The sequence below is a fragment of the Paracoccus sp. (in: a-proteobacteria) genome (assembly GCF_035556475.1).
GTDB lineage: Bacteria > Pseudomonadota > Alphaproteobacteria > Rhodobacterales > Rhodobacteraceae > Paracoccus.
Genome location: NZ_DATMFA010000110.1, coordinates 19,699 through 35,775, shown reverse-complemented (window position 1 = coordinate 35,775; position 16,077 = coordinate 19,699). Strand labels below are relative to the sequence as shown.

Annotated in this window: 19 protein-coding genes; all 19 read left to right on the top strand. The window is 64.5% G+C overall.

The genetic code is table 11. From position 1 onward, the window contains the following. The first annotated feature begins 111 nt into the window (after positions 1-111). Positions 112-2,970 carry an excinuclease ABC subunit UvrA gene (gene uvrA, locus VNQ78_RS15510; RefSeq protein ID WP_325691374.1) on the top strand — a complete coding sequence of 953 codons (2,859 nt, stop codon included), beginning with the start codon at positions 112-114 and terminating at the stop codon, positions 2,968-2,970. Then, positions 2,967-3,347: a DUF4260 domain-containing protein gene (locus VNQ78_RS15505; RefSeq protein WP_325691372.1), complete on the top strand. Its 381-nt coding sequence runs from the start codon at positions 2,967-2,969 to the stop codon at positions 3,345-3,347. Before uvrA ends, VNQ78_RS15505 begins: the two co-directional genes overlap by 4 nt. A 195-nt stretch (positions 3,348-3,542) precedes the next feature. Beyond that, on the top strand, positions 3,543-3,908 hold the full coding sequence (locus VNQ78_RS15500; protein WP_325691370.1) for an NADH-quinone oxidoreductase subunit A: 366 nt from the start codon (positions 3,543-3,545) through the stop codon (positions 3,906-3,908). Then, positions 3,908-4,432: an NADH-quinone oxidoreductase subunit B family protein gene (locus VNQ78_RS15495; RefSeq protein ID WP_325691606.1), complete on the top strand. Its 525-nt coding sequence runs from the start codon at positions 3,908-3,910 to the stop codon at positions 4,430-4,432. Before VNQ78_RS15500 ends, VNQ78_RS15495 begins: the two co-directional genes overlap by 1 nt. Before the next feature lie 3 nt (positions 4,433-4,435). Then, positions 4,436-5,053 carry an NADH-quinone oxidoreductase subunit C gene (locus VNQ78_RS15490; RefSeq protein ID WP_325691368.1) on the top strand — a complete coding sequence of 206 codons (618 nt, stop codon included), beginning with the start codon at positions 4,436-4,438 and terminating at the stop codon, positions 5,051-5,053. A gap of 53 nt (positions 5,054-5,106) precedes the next feature. After that, positions 5,107-6,345, top strand: a complete 1,239-nt coding sequence (locus VNQ78_RS15485) for an NADH-quinone oxidoreductase subunit D (RefSeq protein ID WP_325691366.1) — start codon at positions 5,107-5,109, stop codon at positions 6,343-6,345. Beyond that, a complete protein-coding gene (nuoE, locus tag VNQ78_RS15480; RefSeq protein WP_325691364.1) occupies positions 6,345-7,094 on the top strand; it encodes an NADH-quinone oxidoreductase subunit NuoE in 750 nt (249 codons plus the stop codon). The genes VNQ78_RS15485 and nuoE overlap by 1 nt, the downstream gene beginning before the upstream one ends. A gap of 61 nt (positions 7,095-7,155) precedes the next feature. Beyond that, the gene (locus tag VNQ78_RS15475; RefSeq protein WP_325691362.1) at positions 7,156-7,800 is read left to right on the top strand and encodes a hypothetical protein; all 645 of its coding nucleotides are present in this window, start codon (positions 7,156-7,158) and stop codon (positions 7,798-7,800) included. After that, the gene (locus VNQ78_RS15470; RefSeq protein ID WP_325691360.1) at positions 7,800-8,063 is read left to right on the top strand and encodes a DUF5337 domain-containing protein; all 264 of its coding nucleotides are present in this window, start codon (positions 7,800-7,802) and stop codon (positions 8,061-8,063) included. The genes VNQ78_RS15475 and VNQ78_RS15470 overlap by 1 nt, the downstream gene beginning before the upstream one ends. Positions 8,064-8,070: 7 nt before the next feature. After that, entirely contained in the window at positions 8,071-9,366 is a 1,296-nt protein-coding gene (gene nuoF, locus VNQ78_RS15465) for an NADH-quinone oxidoreductase subunit NuoF (RefSeq protein ID WP_325691358.1), read from the top strand. A gap of 164 nt (positions 9,367-9,530) precedes the next feature. Then, positions 9,531-9,938, top strand: coding sequence for a DUF5333 domain-containing protein (locus tag VNQ78_RS15460; protein WP_325691356.1), 408 nt, complete (start codon positions 9,531-9,533; stop codon positions 9,936-9,938). An 8-nt stretch (positions 9,939-9,946) separates the two neighbouring features. Further along, entirely contained in the window at positions 9,947-10,393 is a 447-nt protein-coding gene (locus VNQ78_RS15455; protein ID WP_325691354.1) for a hypothetical protein, read from the top strand. A 133-nt stretch (positions 10,394-10,526) separates the two neighbouring features. Further along, the gene (nuoG, locus tag VNQ78_RS15450) at positions 10,527-12,548 is read left to right on the top strand and encodes an NADH-quinone oxidoreductase subunit NuoG (RefSeq protein ID WP_325691352.1); all 2,022 of its coding nucleotides are present in this window, start codon (positions 10,527-10,529) and stop codon (positions 12,546-12,548) included. Between the two features lie 6 nt (positions 12,549-12,554). After that, positions 12,555-13,331 (top strand): hypothetical protein, encoded by a 777-nt coding sequence (locus tag VNQ78_RS15445; protein WP_325691350.1) that lies wholly within the window; start codon positions 12,555-12,557, stop codon positions 13,329-13,331. A gap of 18 nt (positions 13,332-13,349) precedes the next feature. Next, positions 13,350-14,387, top strand: coding sequence for an NADH-quinone oxidoreductase subunit NuoH (gene nuoH, locus VNQ78_RS15440; protein WP_325691348.1), 1,038 nt, complete (start codon positions 13,350-13,352; stop codon positions 14,385-14,387). Positions 14,388-14,390: 3 nt separating this feature from the next. After that, a complete protein-coding gene (locus VNQ78_RS15435) occupies positions 14,391-14,573 on the top strand; it encodes a hypothetical protein (protein ID WP_325691346.1) in 183 nt (60 codons plus the stop codon). Continuing rightward, positions 14,573-15,064, top strand: a complete 492-nt coding sequence (gene nuoI, locus VNQ78_RS15430) for an NADH-quinone oxidoreductase subunit NuoI (RefSeq protein ID WP_325691344.1) — start codon at positions 14,573-14,575, stop codon at positions 15,062-15,064. The genes VNQ78_RS15435 and nuoI overlap by 1 nt, the downstream gene beginning before the upstream one ends. After that, positions 15,061-15,465 carry a carboxymuconolactone decarboxylase family protein gene (locus VNQ78_RS15425; protein ID WP_325691342.1) on the top strand — a complete coding sequence of 135 codons (405 nt, stop codon included), beginning with the start codon at positions 15,061-15,063 and terminating at the stop codon, positions 15,463-15,465. The genes nuoI and VNQ78_RS15425 overlap by 4 nt, the downstream gene beginning before the upstream one ends. Further along, positions 15,462-16,064 carry an NADH-quinone oxidoreductase subunit J gene (locus VNQ78_RS15420; protein ID WP_325691340.1) on the top strand — a complete coding sequence of 201 codons (603 nt, stop codon included), beginning with the start codon at positions 15,462-15,464 and terminating at the stop codon, positions 16,062-16,064. The genes VNQ78_RS15425 and VNQ78_RS15420 overlap by 4 nt, the downstream gene beginning before the upstream one ends. Positions 16,065-16,077: the final 13 nt, after the last annotated feature.

Here is a 16,077-nt window from a genome sequence, read left to right as displayed (position 1 = left end):
AAATTCCGCAAATCATCCGTGTTCGCATTTTGTCCCGTTTACGGTTGCGATTCCGCCGCCAATGCCTATCTCATGCGCTTGGCGGAATCAGGACGTGATCAGGACGTGGCGATGGAACAGAAGTTCATCGAGGTTCGCGGCGCGCGCGAGCACAATCTGAAGAACGTGGACATGGACATCCCGCGCGACAAGCTGGTGGTGATCACCGGCCTGTCGGGCTCGGGCAAGTCCAGCCTCGCATTCGATACGATCTATGCCGAGGGGCAGCGGCGCTATGTCGAGAGCCTGTCGGCCTATGCGCGGCAGTTCCTCGACATGATGGGCAAGCCGGATGTGGACCATATCAGCGGTCTTTCCCCGGCGATCTCGATCGAGCAGAAGACGACCTCGAAGAACCCGCGCTCGACCGTCGGCACGGTTACGGAGATCTACGACTATCTGCGGCTGCTCTTCGCGCGGGCCGGCACGCCCTATTCGCCGGCGACCGGCCTGCCGATCGAGGCGCAGCAGGTGCAGGACATGGTCGACCGGGTGATGGAGCTGCCCGAGGGCACGCGCGCCTATCTGCTGGCCCCGATCGTCCGCGACCGCAAGGGCGAGTATAAGAAGGAGTTCCTCGAGCTTCGCAAGCAGGGCTTCCAGCGCATCAAGGTGAATGGCGAGTTCTACGAGCTGGACGAGCCGCCGACGCTGGACAAGAAATTCCGCCACAATATCGACGTGGTCGTGGACCGGATCGTCGTGCGCGAGGGGATGGAGACGCGGCTTGCCGACAGTTTCCGCACCGCGCTGGACCTTGCCGACGGCATCGCGCTGCTGGAAACCGCGCCTGCGGAGGGCAAGGGCGAGCGTATCACCTTCTCCGAGAATTTCGCCTGCCCGGTCTCCGGCTTCACCATCCCCGAGATCGAGCCGCGGCTGTTCAGCTTCAACGCGCCCTACGGGGCCTGCCCGGTCTGCGACGGCCTCGGGATGGAGCTGTTCTTTGACGAACGCCTGATCGTGCCCGACCAGACGCTGTCGGTCGCGCAGGGGGCGCTTGCGCCCTGGGCCAAGTCCAAATCGGCCTATCTGACGCAGACCATCAATGCGCTGGCCAAGCACTACGCCTTCGACAAGAAGACCGCGTGGAAGAGCCTGCCCGAGGAAGTGCGGCAGATGTTCCTGCACGGATCGGGGAAGGAGGAAATCCCCTTCCGCTTCGACGATGCCGGCCGCGTCTATGAGGTCACGCGCCAGTTCGAGGGTATCATCCCGAACATGGAGCGCCGCCTGCGCGAGAGCGACAGCGCCTGGGTCCGCGAGGAGTTCGAGAAGTATCAGAACAATCGCCCCTGCGGCGCCTGCGGTGGCTATCGGCTGAAGCCCGAGGCGCTGGCGGTCAAGATCGCGGGCAGCCATATCGGCAATGTCACCGAGCTTTCGATCCGCGAGGCTCTGGCCTGGGTCACGGATGCGCCGAACCATCTGACGAAGCAGAAGAACGAGATTGCGCACGCGATCCTGAAGGAAATCCGCGAGCGGCTGGGCTTTCTGGTCAATGTGGGCCTCGATTATCTGACGCTGTCACGCGCGGCGGGCACGCTCTCGGGCGGGGAAAGCCAGCGGATCCGGCTGGCGAGCCAGATCGGCTCGGGCCTGACCGGGGTTCTCTATGTGCTGGACGAGCCGTCGATCGGCCTGCACCAGCGCGACAACGACCGCCTGCTGGGCACGCTGAAGGGGCTGCGCGATCAGGGCAATTCGGTGCTGGTGGTCGAGCATGACGAGGATGCGATCCGCCATGCCGACTATGTCTTCGACATGGGGCCGGGGGCAGGGGTGCATGGCGGCGAGGTCGTGGCCAAGGGCACACCGGCCGAGATCGCCGCGAATCCTGACAGCCTGACCGGGCAATACCTGTCGGGCGTGCGCGAGATTCACATCCCCGATGAGCGGCGCGCGGGCAATGGCAAGGCGATCAAGGTGGTCGGCGCGACGGGGAACAACCTCAAGAACGTCACCGCCGAGTTTCCGCTGGGCAAGTTCGTCTGTGTCACCGGCGTCTCGGGCGGTGGCAAGTCGACGCTGACCATCGAGACTCTGTTCAAGACCGCCAGCATGCGCCTGAACGGCGCGCGCCAGACGCCCGCCCCCTGCGAGACGATCAAGGGGCTGGAACTGCTGGACAAGGTCATCGACATCGACCAGCGCCCCATCGGGCGCACGCCCAGATCGAACCCCGCGACCTATACCGGCGCCTATACCCATATCCGCGACTGGTATGCGGGCCTCCCCGAATCGAAGGCGCGTGGCTACAAGCCCGGCCGCTTCAGCTTCAACGTCAAGGGCGGCCGCTGTGAGGCCTGTCAGGGCGACGGTGTCATCAAGATCGAGATGCACTTCCTGCCCGACGTCTATGTCACCTGCGAGACCTGCAAGGGCAAGCGCTACAACCGCGAGACGCTGGAGGTCCAGTTCAAGGGCAAGTCCATCGCCGACGTCCTCGACATGACGGTCGAGGACGCGCTGGAGTTCTTCAAGGCCGTGCCCTCGATCCGCGACAAGATGGATGCGCTGGTCGAGGTCGGCCTCGGCTATATCAAGGTCGGCCAGCAGGCGACGACGCTTTCGGGCGGCGAGGCGCAGCGGGTCAAGCTGTCGAAGGAGCTGTCGCGGCGGGCCACCGGCAAGACGCTCTACATCCTCGACGAGCCGACGACCGGCCTGCATTTCGAGGATGTGCGGAAGCTGCTGGAGGTGCTGCACAGCCTTGTCGATCAGGGCAATACCGTGGTGGTGATCGAGCATAACCTTGATGTGATCAAGACCGCCGACTGGATCATCGACATTGGCCCCGAGGGTGGAGACGGCGGCGGGCGCATCGTCGCTGCCGGCACGCCCGAAGAGGTCGCCGGGATCGCCGAGAGCCATACCGGCCGCTATCTTGCCCCGATGCTCGATGCGGCGCGCCGCCGGGCGGCCGAGTGATCGCGCCCGCGCGGGGATGGCAGCAGGTCGAGGGCGCGGGGCTGGGCCTTGGCGCCTTCGCGATTGCGGGGCTGGCCGGGCCGGGCTGGCCCTGGTGGATCTGGCTCGCGATCCTGCTGGCCCCGGATCTCAGCATGTTGGGCTATCTTTTCGGGCGGTGGATCGGCGCGGCGGTCTATAATGCCGCGCATCTCTACGCGACGCCGTTCCTTCTGATGATGGCGGGGGTGGGCGCGGGCGCGCCCGCCGTGATCGCGGCCGGTGCTCTCTGGCTTTCGCATATCGGGTTTGACCGCGCGCTGGGCTATGGGTTGAAGCTGCCGGACGGCTTTCGCGACACCCATCTGGGACCGATCGGCCCTCGGGAAACTGACTAAAATATTTCGGTTACGCGCGACCGCCGCCTGTCCCGGCGGCAATGTGGTGGCCGCGGTGTCAAGGGCAGGTTACAATGCGCGCTGTTGAGGTCCCCCACCGTTGACCCTGCCCGCGGGCGGGTCTAAAGGGGCGCTAGCCAAACCCATCGCGGGACGCCAGTCGGGTTCCTGCGAGCGAAAGGGAGCCCAAATCCAGTGGAATATCTGCTGCAAGAATATCTGCCGATCCTGGTTTTTCTGGGAATGGCCTCGGCGCTGGCGATCGTGCTGATTCTGGCCGCCGTCGTGATTGCCGTCCGCAACCCGGACCCGGAGAAGGTCAGCGCCTATGAGTGCGGCTTCAACGCTTTCGACGACGCGCGGATGAAGTTCGACGTCAGGTTCTACCTGGTCGCGATCCTGTTCATCATCTTCGATCTCGAGGTTGCATTCCTGTTCCCCTGGGCCGTCAGTTTCGCCGGACTTACCGAAGTCGCCTTCTGGTCGATGATGGTCTTCCTTGGCGTCCTGACGATCGGCTTTGCCTATGAATGGAAGAAAGGTGCGCTGGAATGGGCGTGATGACCGGTGCCAATACGGCCGGGGCGGATCGTGAATACGCCACAGCCGAACTCAATCGTGAATTGCAGGACAAGGGCTTCCTGCTGACCACGACCGAGGACATCATCAACTGGGCGCGCAACGGTTCGCTGCACTGGATGACCTTCGGCCTGGCCTGCTGCGCAGTCGAGATGATGCAGACCTCGATGCCACGCTATGACGTCGAGCGTTTCGGCACCGCGCCGCGCGCCTCTCCGCGCCAGTCGGACCTGATGATCGTCGCGGGCACGCTGACGAACAAGATGGCCCCGGCCCTGCGCAAGGTCTACGACCAGATGCCCGAGCCGCGCTATGTCATCTCGATGGGATCCTGCGCCAATGGCGGCGGCTACTACCATTATTCCTATTCCGTGGTGCGCGGCTGCGACCGCATCGTGCCGGTGGACATCTATGTCCCGGGCTGCCCGCCCACGGCCGAGGCGCTGCTTTACGGCATCCTGCAACTTCAGCGCCGCATCCGGCGCACCGGCACGTTGGTGAGGTAAGCCATGGTCGATACTGCTGCCTTGGCCGAGCTGGCCGAGCATATCTCGCTGCGCCGCCCGAACGATGTCGTCTCGACCGAGATCGCCTTTGACGAGCTGACGGTGAACGTCACCCTCTCGGGTCTGGTCGGGCTGATCGAGTTCCTGCGCACCGATTCGAACTGCCGTTTCTCGACGCTGATCGACATTACTGCGGTGGACAATCCGGCGCGCCCGGCGCGCTTCGACCTCGTCTACCACATGCTGTCGATGTATCAGAACCACCGCATCCGGGTTAAGGCCCAGGTGCGCGAGGACGAGATCGCGCCGAGCCTCTGCGGCGTTTTCCCCGGCGCGAACTGGTATGAGCGCGAGGTTTTCGACCTGTTCGGCATCCTCTTCTCTGGCCACCCGGACCTGCGCCGCATCGTGACCGATTACGGTTTCCGCGGCCATCCGCTGCGCAAGGACTTTCCGACCACCGGCTATGTCGAGGTGCGCTGGAACGACGAGGAGAAGCGCGTGGTCTACGAGCCCGTGAGCCTTGTTCAGGAATACCGCCAGTTCGACTTCCTGTCCCCGTGGGAGGGCGCGAAATACGTTCTTCCGGGCGACGAGAAGGCGCCCGAGGCCAAGAAGTGACCGCAGCGGCGCAGCCTCGACTGCCCGCCACGCACCGCATGTAAGGGATGACCATGGACGGCGACATCCACAAGAACAGCTATGATGACGGATCGGTGGACGCCCTGACCGGCGAACAGAGCATCCGTAACTTCAACATCAACTTCGGACCCCAGCACCCTGCCGCGCATGGCGTGCTGCGCATGGTGCTGGAACTCGACGGCGAGATCGTCGAGCGTGCCGACCCGCATATCGGCCTGCTGCATCGCGGCACCGAGAAGTTGATGGAAAGCCGCACCTATCTGCAGAACCTGCCCTATCTGGACCGGCTCGACTATGTCGCGCCGATGAACCAGGAGCATGCATGGTGCCTCGCGATCGAGCGTCTGACCGGCACGGTCGTTCCGCGCCGCGCCAGCCTGATCCGGGTTCTCTATTCCGAGATCGGCCGCATCCTGAACCACCTGATGGGCCTGACCACCGGGATGCTGGACATCGGCGCGCTGACCCCTCCGCTTTGGGGCTTCGAGGCGCGTGAGCAGTTGATGATCTTCTATGAGCGGGCCTGCGGCGCGCGCCTGCACGCGGCCTATTTCCGGCCCGGCGGCGTTCACCAGGATCTGCCGCCCGACCTGCTCGACGATATCGAGGAATGGTGCGAGCAATTCCCGAAGCTGGTCGACGACCTGACGACGCTTTTGACCGAGAACCGCATCGTCAAGCAGCGCCTTGTCGATATCGGCATCGTCACCGAGCAGGACTGCCTCGACTGGGGTTATACCGGCGTGATGGTGCGCGGCTCGGGCCTTGCCTGGGACTTGCGCCGCAGCCAGCCCTATGAGTGCTATAACGAGTTCGATTTCCAGATTCCGGTCGGCAAGAACGGCGATTGCTATGATCGCTACCTGTGCCGGATGCAGGAAATGCGCGAATCGACCAGCATCATGAAGCAGGCGATCCAGAAGCTGCGGGCCGAACCGGCTGGCGACGTTCTGGCGCGCGGCAAGCTGTCGCCGCCGAAGCGCTCGGACATGAAGCGCGACATGGAAAGCCTGATCCACCACTTCAAGCTCTATACCGAGGGCTTCAAGGTTCCGGCAGGCGAAGTCTATGCCGCCGTCGAGGCGCCCAAGGGCGAGTTCGGCGTCTACATGGTCTCGGACGGCACCAACAAGCCGTGGCGCGCCAAGCTGCGGGCGCCGGGCTTTGCCCATCTCCAGTCGATCGACTGGATGTCCAAGGGTCACATGCTGGCCGACGTTCCGGCGATCATCGCCACTCTTGATATCGTTTTCGGAGAGGTTGACCGCTGATGCTGCGCCGTCTTTCCCCCATCCAGCCGGACTCGTTCGAGTTCACGCCCGCGAACCTCGAATGGGCGAAGGCCCAGATGACCAAATACCCGGAAGGCCGCCAGCAATCGGCGATCATCCCGGTCCTTTGGCGCGCGCAGGAACAGGAAGGCTGGCTGTCGCGTCCGGCGATCGAATATTGCGCGACCCTGCTTGGGATGCCCTATATCCGCGCGCTGGAAGTCGCGACCTTCTACTTCATGTTCCAGCTCTATCCGGTGGGCACGGTCGCCCATATCCAGATCTGCGGCACCACGACCTGCATGATCTGCGGGGCCGAGGATCTGATCCGCGTCTGCAAGGAAAAGATCGCGGCCGAGCCGCATACACTGTCCGCCGACGGTCGTTTCAGCTGGGAAGAGGTCGAGTGCCTGGGCGCCTGCACCAACGCGCCCATGGCCCAGATCGGCAAGGATTTCTACGAAGACCTGACCGTCGAGAAGCTGGCGGCCTTGATCGACAGCTTTGCCGCGGGCGAGGTTCCGGTGCCCGGCCCGCAGAACGGCCGCTTCTCGGCCGAGCCGCTGGGCGGTCCGGTGGCGTTGGCCGACCTGAAGGGGACAGACGAGGCCTATAACGGCAGCGTTGCGCTGGCGGTGAAACTGGGTGACACGGTCAAGCGCATCGACGGCACAGAGGTCGCGATCACGACCCCCTGGCTTGGCGCAGGGGACAAGACCGCGGCGGCGAAGGATGGTATCAACGGCTGAGAGGGCCGGCGGAAAGCGGGGGACGATGGAACGGTCGGACTGCTACAGGAATTGCTGGGTCATGGGGGCGATCGCCGGTGTGGTGGTCCTGCTCTTTACCGCGGGCATCGGCGATCTTGGCTGGGCTGGCGGCCTGTTCCTTGGCCTTGTCACCTTCCTGCTTTTCGGCGCGACTCTGGTCTGGCTGATCGGCGATGACCGTCCCGAGCCTGTCGCCTCCGAAACGGGGATGACGCTTGCGGATTGGGAGCGGGAGGCGGCCGACCGCCAGCCTGCCGCGCTTCTGGCCTCGGGTTCGCTCGGGCCAGAGCAGCCGACCTCGCTGACGCAGATCCCCATTGTCGCGGGCGCCATGCGCCGCAGCACCGCGGAAAGCGCCGAGCCGGTCGAGGCCGCTTCGGTCACCGTGGCTGAGGTCGAGCCGCAAGCCGAACCGGCCGTGGCGGCGGCGACGGGGCAGGCGGACGACCTGAAGCGGATCAACGGCATCGGCCCCAAGCTCTCCGAGTGGCTGGCCGAGAACGGGGTGACGCGGTTCGAGCAGATCGCGGCCTGGGATGCAGAGGCGCAGGCGGAATATGCCCGGCGTCTGGGACGGCGGGGGCGGCGGATCGCCTCGGACGACTGGGTCGGTCAGGCGAAGCTGCTGGCCGCTGGCGGCGAGACCGCGCATTTGCGCGCGGTTGATCGGGGCGAGTCCACTTGATGCCGGCCCCGGCAAAGGATAGCTCCACGCGCGCGGCGGGGAGGCACCCGGCGGATGCGGGCCAGATGCGGCTTGTCGCGGTCGTGATCGCGGCGACGATGCTGCTCTGGCTTGGGGTGCAATGGGTTGGTGGCCAGATGGACTGGCCGGCGAAATTTGCCTTTCTCGCCGATCTGGCGGCGATTGGGGCCTTGATCTGGTCGCTTCTGGTGACCTGGCGGATCTGGCGGCGGCGCAATGCGTCCTCGCAGGGACAAGGATGAATTTGGGATGCTGAACGATCAGGACCGGATCTTTACGAACATCTACGGCATGGGCGATCGCAGCCTGGCCGGGGCGCGTAAGCGCGGCCACTGGGACGGCACCGCCGGAATCATCCAGCGCGGCCGGGACAATATCATCAACGAGATGAAGGCCTCGGGGCTGCGCGGCCGTGGCGGCGCTGGCTTCCCGACCGGCATGAAATGGTCCTTCATGCCGAAGGAATCGGATGGCCGCCCGGCCTATCTGGTCATCAATGCCGACGAATCCGAGCCCGCGACCTGCAAGGACCGCGAGATCATGCGCCACGATCCGCATACCCTGATCGAGGGCGCGCTGATCGCGAGCTTCGCCATGGGCGCGCATGCCTCCTATATCTATATCCGGGGCGAGTTCATCCGCGAGCGCGAGGCCCTGCAGGCCGCGATCGACGAATGCTATGACGCGGGGCTTCTGGGCAAGAATGCCGCCGGTTCGGGCTGGGATTTCGACCTTTACCTGCATCACGGCGCCGGCGCCTATATCTGCGGCGAGGAAACCGCGCTGCTGGAATCGCTGGAAGGCAAGAAGGGCATGCCCCGCATGAAGCCGCCGTTCCCGGCCGGTGCGGGCCTCTATGGCTGCCCGACCACGGTGAACAACGTCGAATCGATCGCGGTGGTCCCGACCATCCTGCGCCGCGGCGGCGAGTGGTTCGCGGGCTTTGGCCGCCCGAACAACGCGGGCGTCAAGCTTTACGGCATGACCGGCCATATCAACACGCCCTGCGTCGTCGAAGAGGCGATGTCGATCCCCATGCGCGAGCTGATCGAGAAGCATGGCGGCGGCGTGCGCGGCGGCTGGAAGAACTTGAAGGCCGTGATCCCCGGCGGCGCGTCCTGCCCGGTGCTGACCGCCGAGCAATGCGAAAACGCCATCATGGACTATGACGGCATGCGCGAACTGCGCTCGTCCTTCGGGACCGCCTGCATGATCGTGATGGACCAGTCCACGGATGTCATCAAGGCGATCTGGCGGCTGTCGAAATTCTTCAAGCATGAAAGCTGCGGCCAGTGCACGCCCTGCCGCGAGGGCACCGGCTGGATGATGCGCGTCATGGAGCGTCTGGTGCGTGGCGAGGCCGAGGTCGAGGAAATCGACATGCTCTTCGACGTGACGAAGCAGGTCGAGGGCCACACCATCTGCGCGCTTGGCGACGCCGCCGCATGGCCGATCCAGGGCCTGATCCGCAACTTCCGCGAGGAGATCGAGGACCGGATCAAGGCGAAACGCACCGGGCGCATGGGCGCCATGGCGGCGGAGTAAGCCGGATGACCCCGACCCCTCTCCATGCGGCACGAGCGACCCCCGGCGGGGATCGCGCGCGCATGTCCGCAGGGGTGGGGTGCCGCGAGGTTTCACGCGCTGGTGTGCATCCCCTGCGCGATCTGCGTGTTATGGCTGAGTATTCCCGGAAAGGAGCACTTGCCATGAAAGCCCTTGGAACCGTCCTGATCGCCGCGACCCTGCTCTCGGCGTCGCCCGCCGCCGCGCTGGAGCCGCTGAGTCAGGAGAAATACGTCAACGACCGGCTGATCGCCGCGCGCATCGCGGACCGCATCCGGCGCAATTGCCCGACGATCGACGCCCGCATCTTCTATGCCTATGGCGAGGCCCGCAAGCTCAAGCGCTATGCCGAGCAGAAGGGCTATTCCGCCAAGGAGATCGACGCGTTTCTCGACAGCAAGACCGAGAAACAGCGCATCTATGCCGTGGCCGAGGACTATCTGAAGCGCAAGGGCGTCCGGGCCGATGACCCGAACAGCTTCTGCGCGCTCGGCAAGCAGGAGATTGCGGCGAAGAATCTGATTGGCAGCTTTCTGGTGGCGAAGAAATGAAAAAGTGGATGAACCGCATCGGCATTGCCCTGATGGCTGCCTCGGCTGCTGCGATGATTGCCGCGGATGCTTTCGCGGGGGAGACGTCGTCGCCCTTCACGCCGACCGCCGAGAAATTCTATCTGCAGTTCACGATCTTCACCCCGACCGGCATGCAGTGCAAAGCCGAAGGGCCGGGGGTCAGGACCAAGCTCAGCCGCAATATCGCGGGCCAGCCCGTGCTGCGCGTCACCGGCAATGCCAAGGGCGCCGAGATCAGCTGCTGGCTGCCCGACGGCACCCGCTACACCACCGACGTGAACCGTCAGGTGAAATACAATACCGCCGGGGCAGTCTATGCCACGGTCCTGTTCGACCGGGGACGCGACGACATGAGCATCGAGCTTCGCCGCGACAATCAGGACGAACGGATCATCTCGCCCGTCATCCCCCGCGCCTTCGTGAAGGTGCGGTGATGGGGGCGCGCGACATGGACATAACGGCGACAAACACAACCGGGCCAGCCTTCGGCCAGCATTTACAACGCGCGGAAACCGCCGGGGACCTCTCCGGCGGGCTTCGTCGGCGCGCGGGATAAGGGAAGTCCAGATGGCAGATCTTCGCAAGCTCAAGATCGACGACAAGATTATCGAGGTCGATCCGAACATGACCCTGATCCAGGCCTGCGAGATGGCCGGGATCGAGGTGCCGCGTTTCTGCTATCACGAGCGGCTGTCGATCGCCGGCAACTGCCGCATGTGCCTTGTCGAGGTCGTGGGCGGTCCGCCGAAGCCCGCCGCCTCCTGCGCGATGCAGGTCAAGGATCTTCGCCCCGGCCCCGATGGCGCGCCGAGCGAGATCAAGACCAACTCGCCCATGGTCAAGAAGGCCCGCGAGGGCGTGATGGAATTCCTGCTGATCAACCACCCGCTCGATTGCCCGATCTGCGATCAGGGCGGCGAATGCGACCTGCAGGACCAGGCGATGGCTTACGGCGTCGATTTCAGCCGCTACCGCGAGCCGAAGCGCGCCTCCGAGGATCTGAACCTCGGCCCGCTGGTCGAGACGCATATGACGCGCTGCATCTCCTGCACCCGCTGCGTGCGCTTCACCACCGAGGTCGCGGGCATCACCCAGATGGGCCAGACCGGCCGAGGCGAGGACAGCGAGATTACCAGCTATCTGAACCAGACGCTGGTTTCGAACATGCAGGGCAACATCATCGACCTTTGCCCGGTCGGCGCGCTGGTCTCCAAGCCCTATGCCTTCACCGCCCGCCCGTGGGAGCTGACCAAGACCGAGACGATCGACGTCATGGACGCGCTCGGCTCGAACATCCGGGTGGACACCAAGGGCCGCGAAGTCATGCGTATCCAGCCGCGCAACAATGACGGCGTGAACGAGGAATGGATCAGCGACAAGACCCGCTTCGTCTGGGACGGCCTGCGCCGCCAGCGCCTCGACAAGCCCTATATCCGCGTGAACGGCAAGCTGCGCCCGGCCTCGTGGCCCGAGGCGCTTGAGACCGCCGCCCGCGCGATGAAGGGCAAGAAGGTCGCGGGCCTGATCGGCGATCTGGTCCCGGTCGAGGCTGCCTTCAGCCTGAAACAACTGGTCGAGGGCCTGGGCGGTCGTGTCGAGTGCCGCACCGATGGCGCGCGGCTTCCGGCGGGCAACCGCTCGGCCTATGTCGGCAATGCCTCGATCGCCGATATCGACAGCGCGAAACGCATCCTGCTGATCGGCACCAACCCGCGCGAGGAAGCACCGGTCCTGAACTCGCGCATTCGCAAGGCCTGGGCGCATGGCGCTGACGTGGCGCTGATCGGAGCCCCGGTCGACCTGACCTTCGATTACCACCATCTCGGCACCGACCGCGCCGTGCTGGCCGGGCTGCTGAATGATCCCGAGGTGACCAAGGGCATCGAAGAGCCGGGCCTGATCATCGTGGGGCAGGGCGCGCTCAGCGAGGCCGATGGCGAGGCCGTGCTGGCCCATGCCATGCGCCTTTGCGAAATCGCGAATTGCAGGCTTCTGGTCCTGCACGTTGCCGCGAGCCGCGTCGGCGCGCTGGACATCGGCGCCGTGACCGAGGGCGGGCTTGCCGCCGCGATCGACGGGGCCGAGGTGATCTACAACCTTGGCGCGGACGAGGTCGAGATCGGCGCTGGTCCCTTCGTGATCTATCAGGGCAGCCATGGTGACCGCGGCGCGCATCGCGCCGACCTGATCCTGCCGGGCGCCTGCTATACCGAGGAGAGCGGCCTTTTCGTCAACACCGAAGGTCGTCCGCAACTGGCCATGCGCGCGAATTTCGCGCCGGGCGAGGGCAAGGAAAACTGGGCGATCCTGCGCGCCCTTTCGGCCGAACTGGGCAAGACCCAGCCCTGGGACAGCCTTGCCGGCCTGCGCCGCAAGCTGATCGAGGCGGTGCCGCATCTGGCCGAGATCGGCTCGGTGCCCGCCAATGATTGGCAACCGCTGGAGCTGCGCGACATGGGCAAGGCGGACTTCCGCCTTGCGGTGAAGGACTTCTACCTGACCAACCCCATCGCGCGCTCCTCGCCGCTGATGGGCGAGCTTTCGGCAATGGCTGCGGCGCGCAAGGCGCCGCCACTGGCAGCGGAGTGAAATCGCATGGGGAGCCGCATCGCGGGTCTGCTTGGCTTGGGGCTGATGGCGTCTGTTCTGACGGGATGCGGCACGGGGCAATCCGATGATTCGCGGCCCCCGGCCAAACCCGAGGAACTGAATGTGGCCGTGCTGCACAGCGATGCGGGCGCGCCAGACAAGCAGGTGCTGTCACGGGGCAGGATCTCGACCAAGTCGGGCGATATCCTGATCCTCGAACCCGATGGTTCGGTCAGCGAGATGACGCTGGACAGTCCCGAAGGCCGGGACGCCTTCGCCGTGACCGAGGCCGATCTGCTGTCGCTCAACGACAATCTCGGGCTTGACCTGTCGGGCGTGGCCGCGATGGGGCCGGTCAGCCGGCGGGGGCCGACGGCGCAGGAACGCGCGCTGGCCGAGTTCAAGGCGCGGACGCAGCCGATGAAGCTGGGCCTGCCCGCAAGCTTTGCCGCCGATCCGAAGGATTTTGAGGGCGCGGCCGTCAAGGCCTATCCCAGCAAGCAGAAATCGGGCGCGAGCCTCGTGGAAGTGACGGCAAATCTTCGCAGTGGGGTGGACGCCGACACGGCCTTCGCCTATGCCACATGCGCGCTGGCCAATTGGGCGGATGCGAACGGCACTCCCTACGCCCGCCACATCAGGACGCTGCGCGACAAACGCAATGGAAAGATGATCGTCGGTTCGGTTTTCACTCTTTCAGAGTCGAAGCCGATGGGGCTGACGGTGATGACAACGAAAGACACCTTGCAGGAATGCAAGTCGCGCGGCATTCCCGCGGCGTGATGAGAGGGACGAAAGATCATGGCTGAATTTTGGGCCTCATCCTACGGTTTCGCGCTGAGCCTGCTGCTGCAGGGCCTGGCCGTTATCGCCTTCGTCATGGGCTCGCTGATCTTCATGGTCTACGGAGACCGCAAGATCTGGGCCGCCGTGCAGATGCGCCGCGGCCCGAACGTGGTCGGTCCCTGGGGCCTGCTGCAGACCTTTGCCGACGCGCTGAAATATGTCGTCAAGGAGATCGTGATCCCGGCCGGCGCCGACAAGTTCATCTTCTTCCTCGCGCCGTTCCTGTCGATGATGCTCGCGCTCTTCGCCTTCGTGGTGATCCCCTTCGACGAGGGCTGGGTCATGGCGAACATCAACGTGGGCATCCTGTTCGTCTTTGCCGCCTCGTCGCTCGAGGTTTACGGCTCGATTATGGGCGGCTGGGCCTCGAACTCGAAATACCCGTTCCTCGCCTCGCTGCGTTCGGCCTCGCAGATGATCTCCTACGAGGTCTCGATGGGCCTGATCATCATTGGCGTCATCATCTCGACCGGGTCGATGAACCTGACCGAGATCGTCCACGCGCAGAAGGGCAGCTACGGCCTTCTGAACTGGTACTGGCTGCCGCACCTGCCGATGGTCGTGCTGTTCTTCGTCTCGGCGCTGGCTGAAACGAACCGCCCGCCCTTCGACCTTGCCGAGGCGGAATCGGAACTGGTCGCGGGCCACATGGTCGAATATTCGTCCACGCCCTACCTGCTGTTCATGGCGGGTGAGTATATCGCCATCTATCTGATGTGCGCGCTGCTTTCGCTGTTGTTCTTCGGTGGCTGGCTGTCGCCCGTTCCGTTCATCGCCGACGGCTGGTGGTGGATGGTCATCAAGATGTGGTTCTGGTTCTACATGTTCGCGATGGTGAAGGCGATCGTGCCGCGCTACCGCTACGACCAACTGATGCGGATTGGCTGGAAAGTGTTCCTGCCCCTGTCGCTGGGCTGGGTTGTGCTGGTTGCCATCCTCGCCCGCTATGAAATCCTGGGCGGCTTCTGGGCCCGCTTCGCGATCGGAGGGTAAGTCATGTATTCCAACAAGCTAGCCGAGGCATTCGCCAAAGCCAGTGAGACCGACAAGATCGAACTGGCCCATTTCCTCGCCAATAATCTCGACTCGGCGGAACATGCGAAGGACAGCGCGCGAGTGCGCGAATATGTCGCCGCATTCGACCGCTTCGCGGCACCCAGGGAAGGGGAGCGTTTCTGATGGCCTTCGATTTCGCGCGGGCGACCAAATATTTCCTGATGTGGGATTTCATCAAGGGCTTCGGCCTTGGGATGCGCTATTTCGTCTCGCCCAAGCCGACGCTGAACTACCCCCATGAGAAAGGCCCGCTGTCGCCGCGCTTCCGGGGAGAGCACGCGCTGCGCCGCTATCCGAACGGCGAGGAACGCTGCATCGCCTGCAAACTCTGCGAGGCGGTCTGCCCGGCACAAGCCATCACCATCGACGCCGAACCGCGCGAGGACGGCTCGCGCCGCACCACGCGCTACGATATCGACATGACGAAATGCATCTATTGCGGCTTCTGCCAGGAAGCCTGCCCGGTCGATGCCATCGTCGAGGGGCCGAATTTCGAATACGCGACCGAAACCCGCGAAGAGCTTTTCTATGACAAGGAAAAGCTGCTGGCCAATGGCGAGCGCTGGGAAGCCGAGATTGCGCGCAACCTGCAACTGGATGCGCCCTACAGATGAGTGATGCGTTCACCAAGCTTTTCGCGCAGATGCTGGCCTCGGGCCAGGAGATGGCCCGTGCGTGGAACCCCGCGCTCGAACATTTCGACATGCGCGCGATGGAAAAGCTGGTGCCCGTGATGCCGGCCGACATGCTTGAGATGTGGTTCGGCAAGACTTTCAACCGCGAGGGGCTGGACGCCAAGACGCGTCTGCTTCTTACCATCGGCGCGATTACCGTTCAGGGCGCGCTGGCCGAGCCGCAGCTTCGCCTGACCATCCGTCAGGCGCTTGCGGCCGGCGCCACCAAACGCGAGATCGCCGAGACGATCTACCAGATGAGCATGTTCGGCGGGCTGCCTGCGATGCAGAAGGCGCTCGAGATCGCCCAGAGCGTCTATGCCGAGGAGGACGAGAAATGATGATCTTCGCTTTCTACCTGTTTGCGATCACCCTCTGCGTGGCAGGTTTCGGGGTCGTGATCGCCCGCAACCCGGTCCATTCGGTGTTGTGGCTGATCCTGGCCTTCCTGTCCGCCTCGGGCCTCTTCGTCATTCAGGGCGCGGAATTCGTCGCGATGCTGCTGATCGTCGTCTATGTGGGCGCGGTCGCGGTTCTGTTCCTGTTCGTCGTGATGATGCTCGACGTCGACTTCGCCGAACTCAAGGGCGAGCTGGCGCGGTCGCTGCCGCTGGCCTTGATGATCGCGCTGGTCCTGCTGGCGCAGCTTGGCATCGCCTTCTCGGGCTGGGCGCCTTCCGAGGCGGCCGAGGGCCTGCGCGCGGCGCCGATCGTCGATACGGTGCACAACACCCAGGGCCTTGGCCTCGTCATCTATGACCGCTACCTGCTCAACTTCCAGATCGCGGGCCTGATCCTGCTGGTCGCGATGATCGGGGCGATCCTGCTGACCATGCGCCACCGCCGCGGCATCAAGCGCCAGAACGTGCTGGAACAGATGTGGCGCGACCCGGCCAAGACCATGGAACTGAAAGACGTGAAGCCGGGGCAAGGGCTGTAAGCCCGCCCGACCG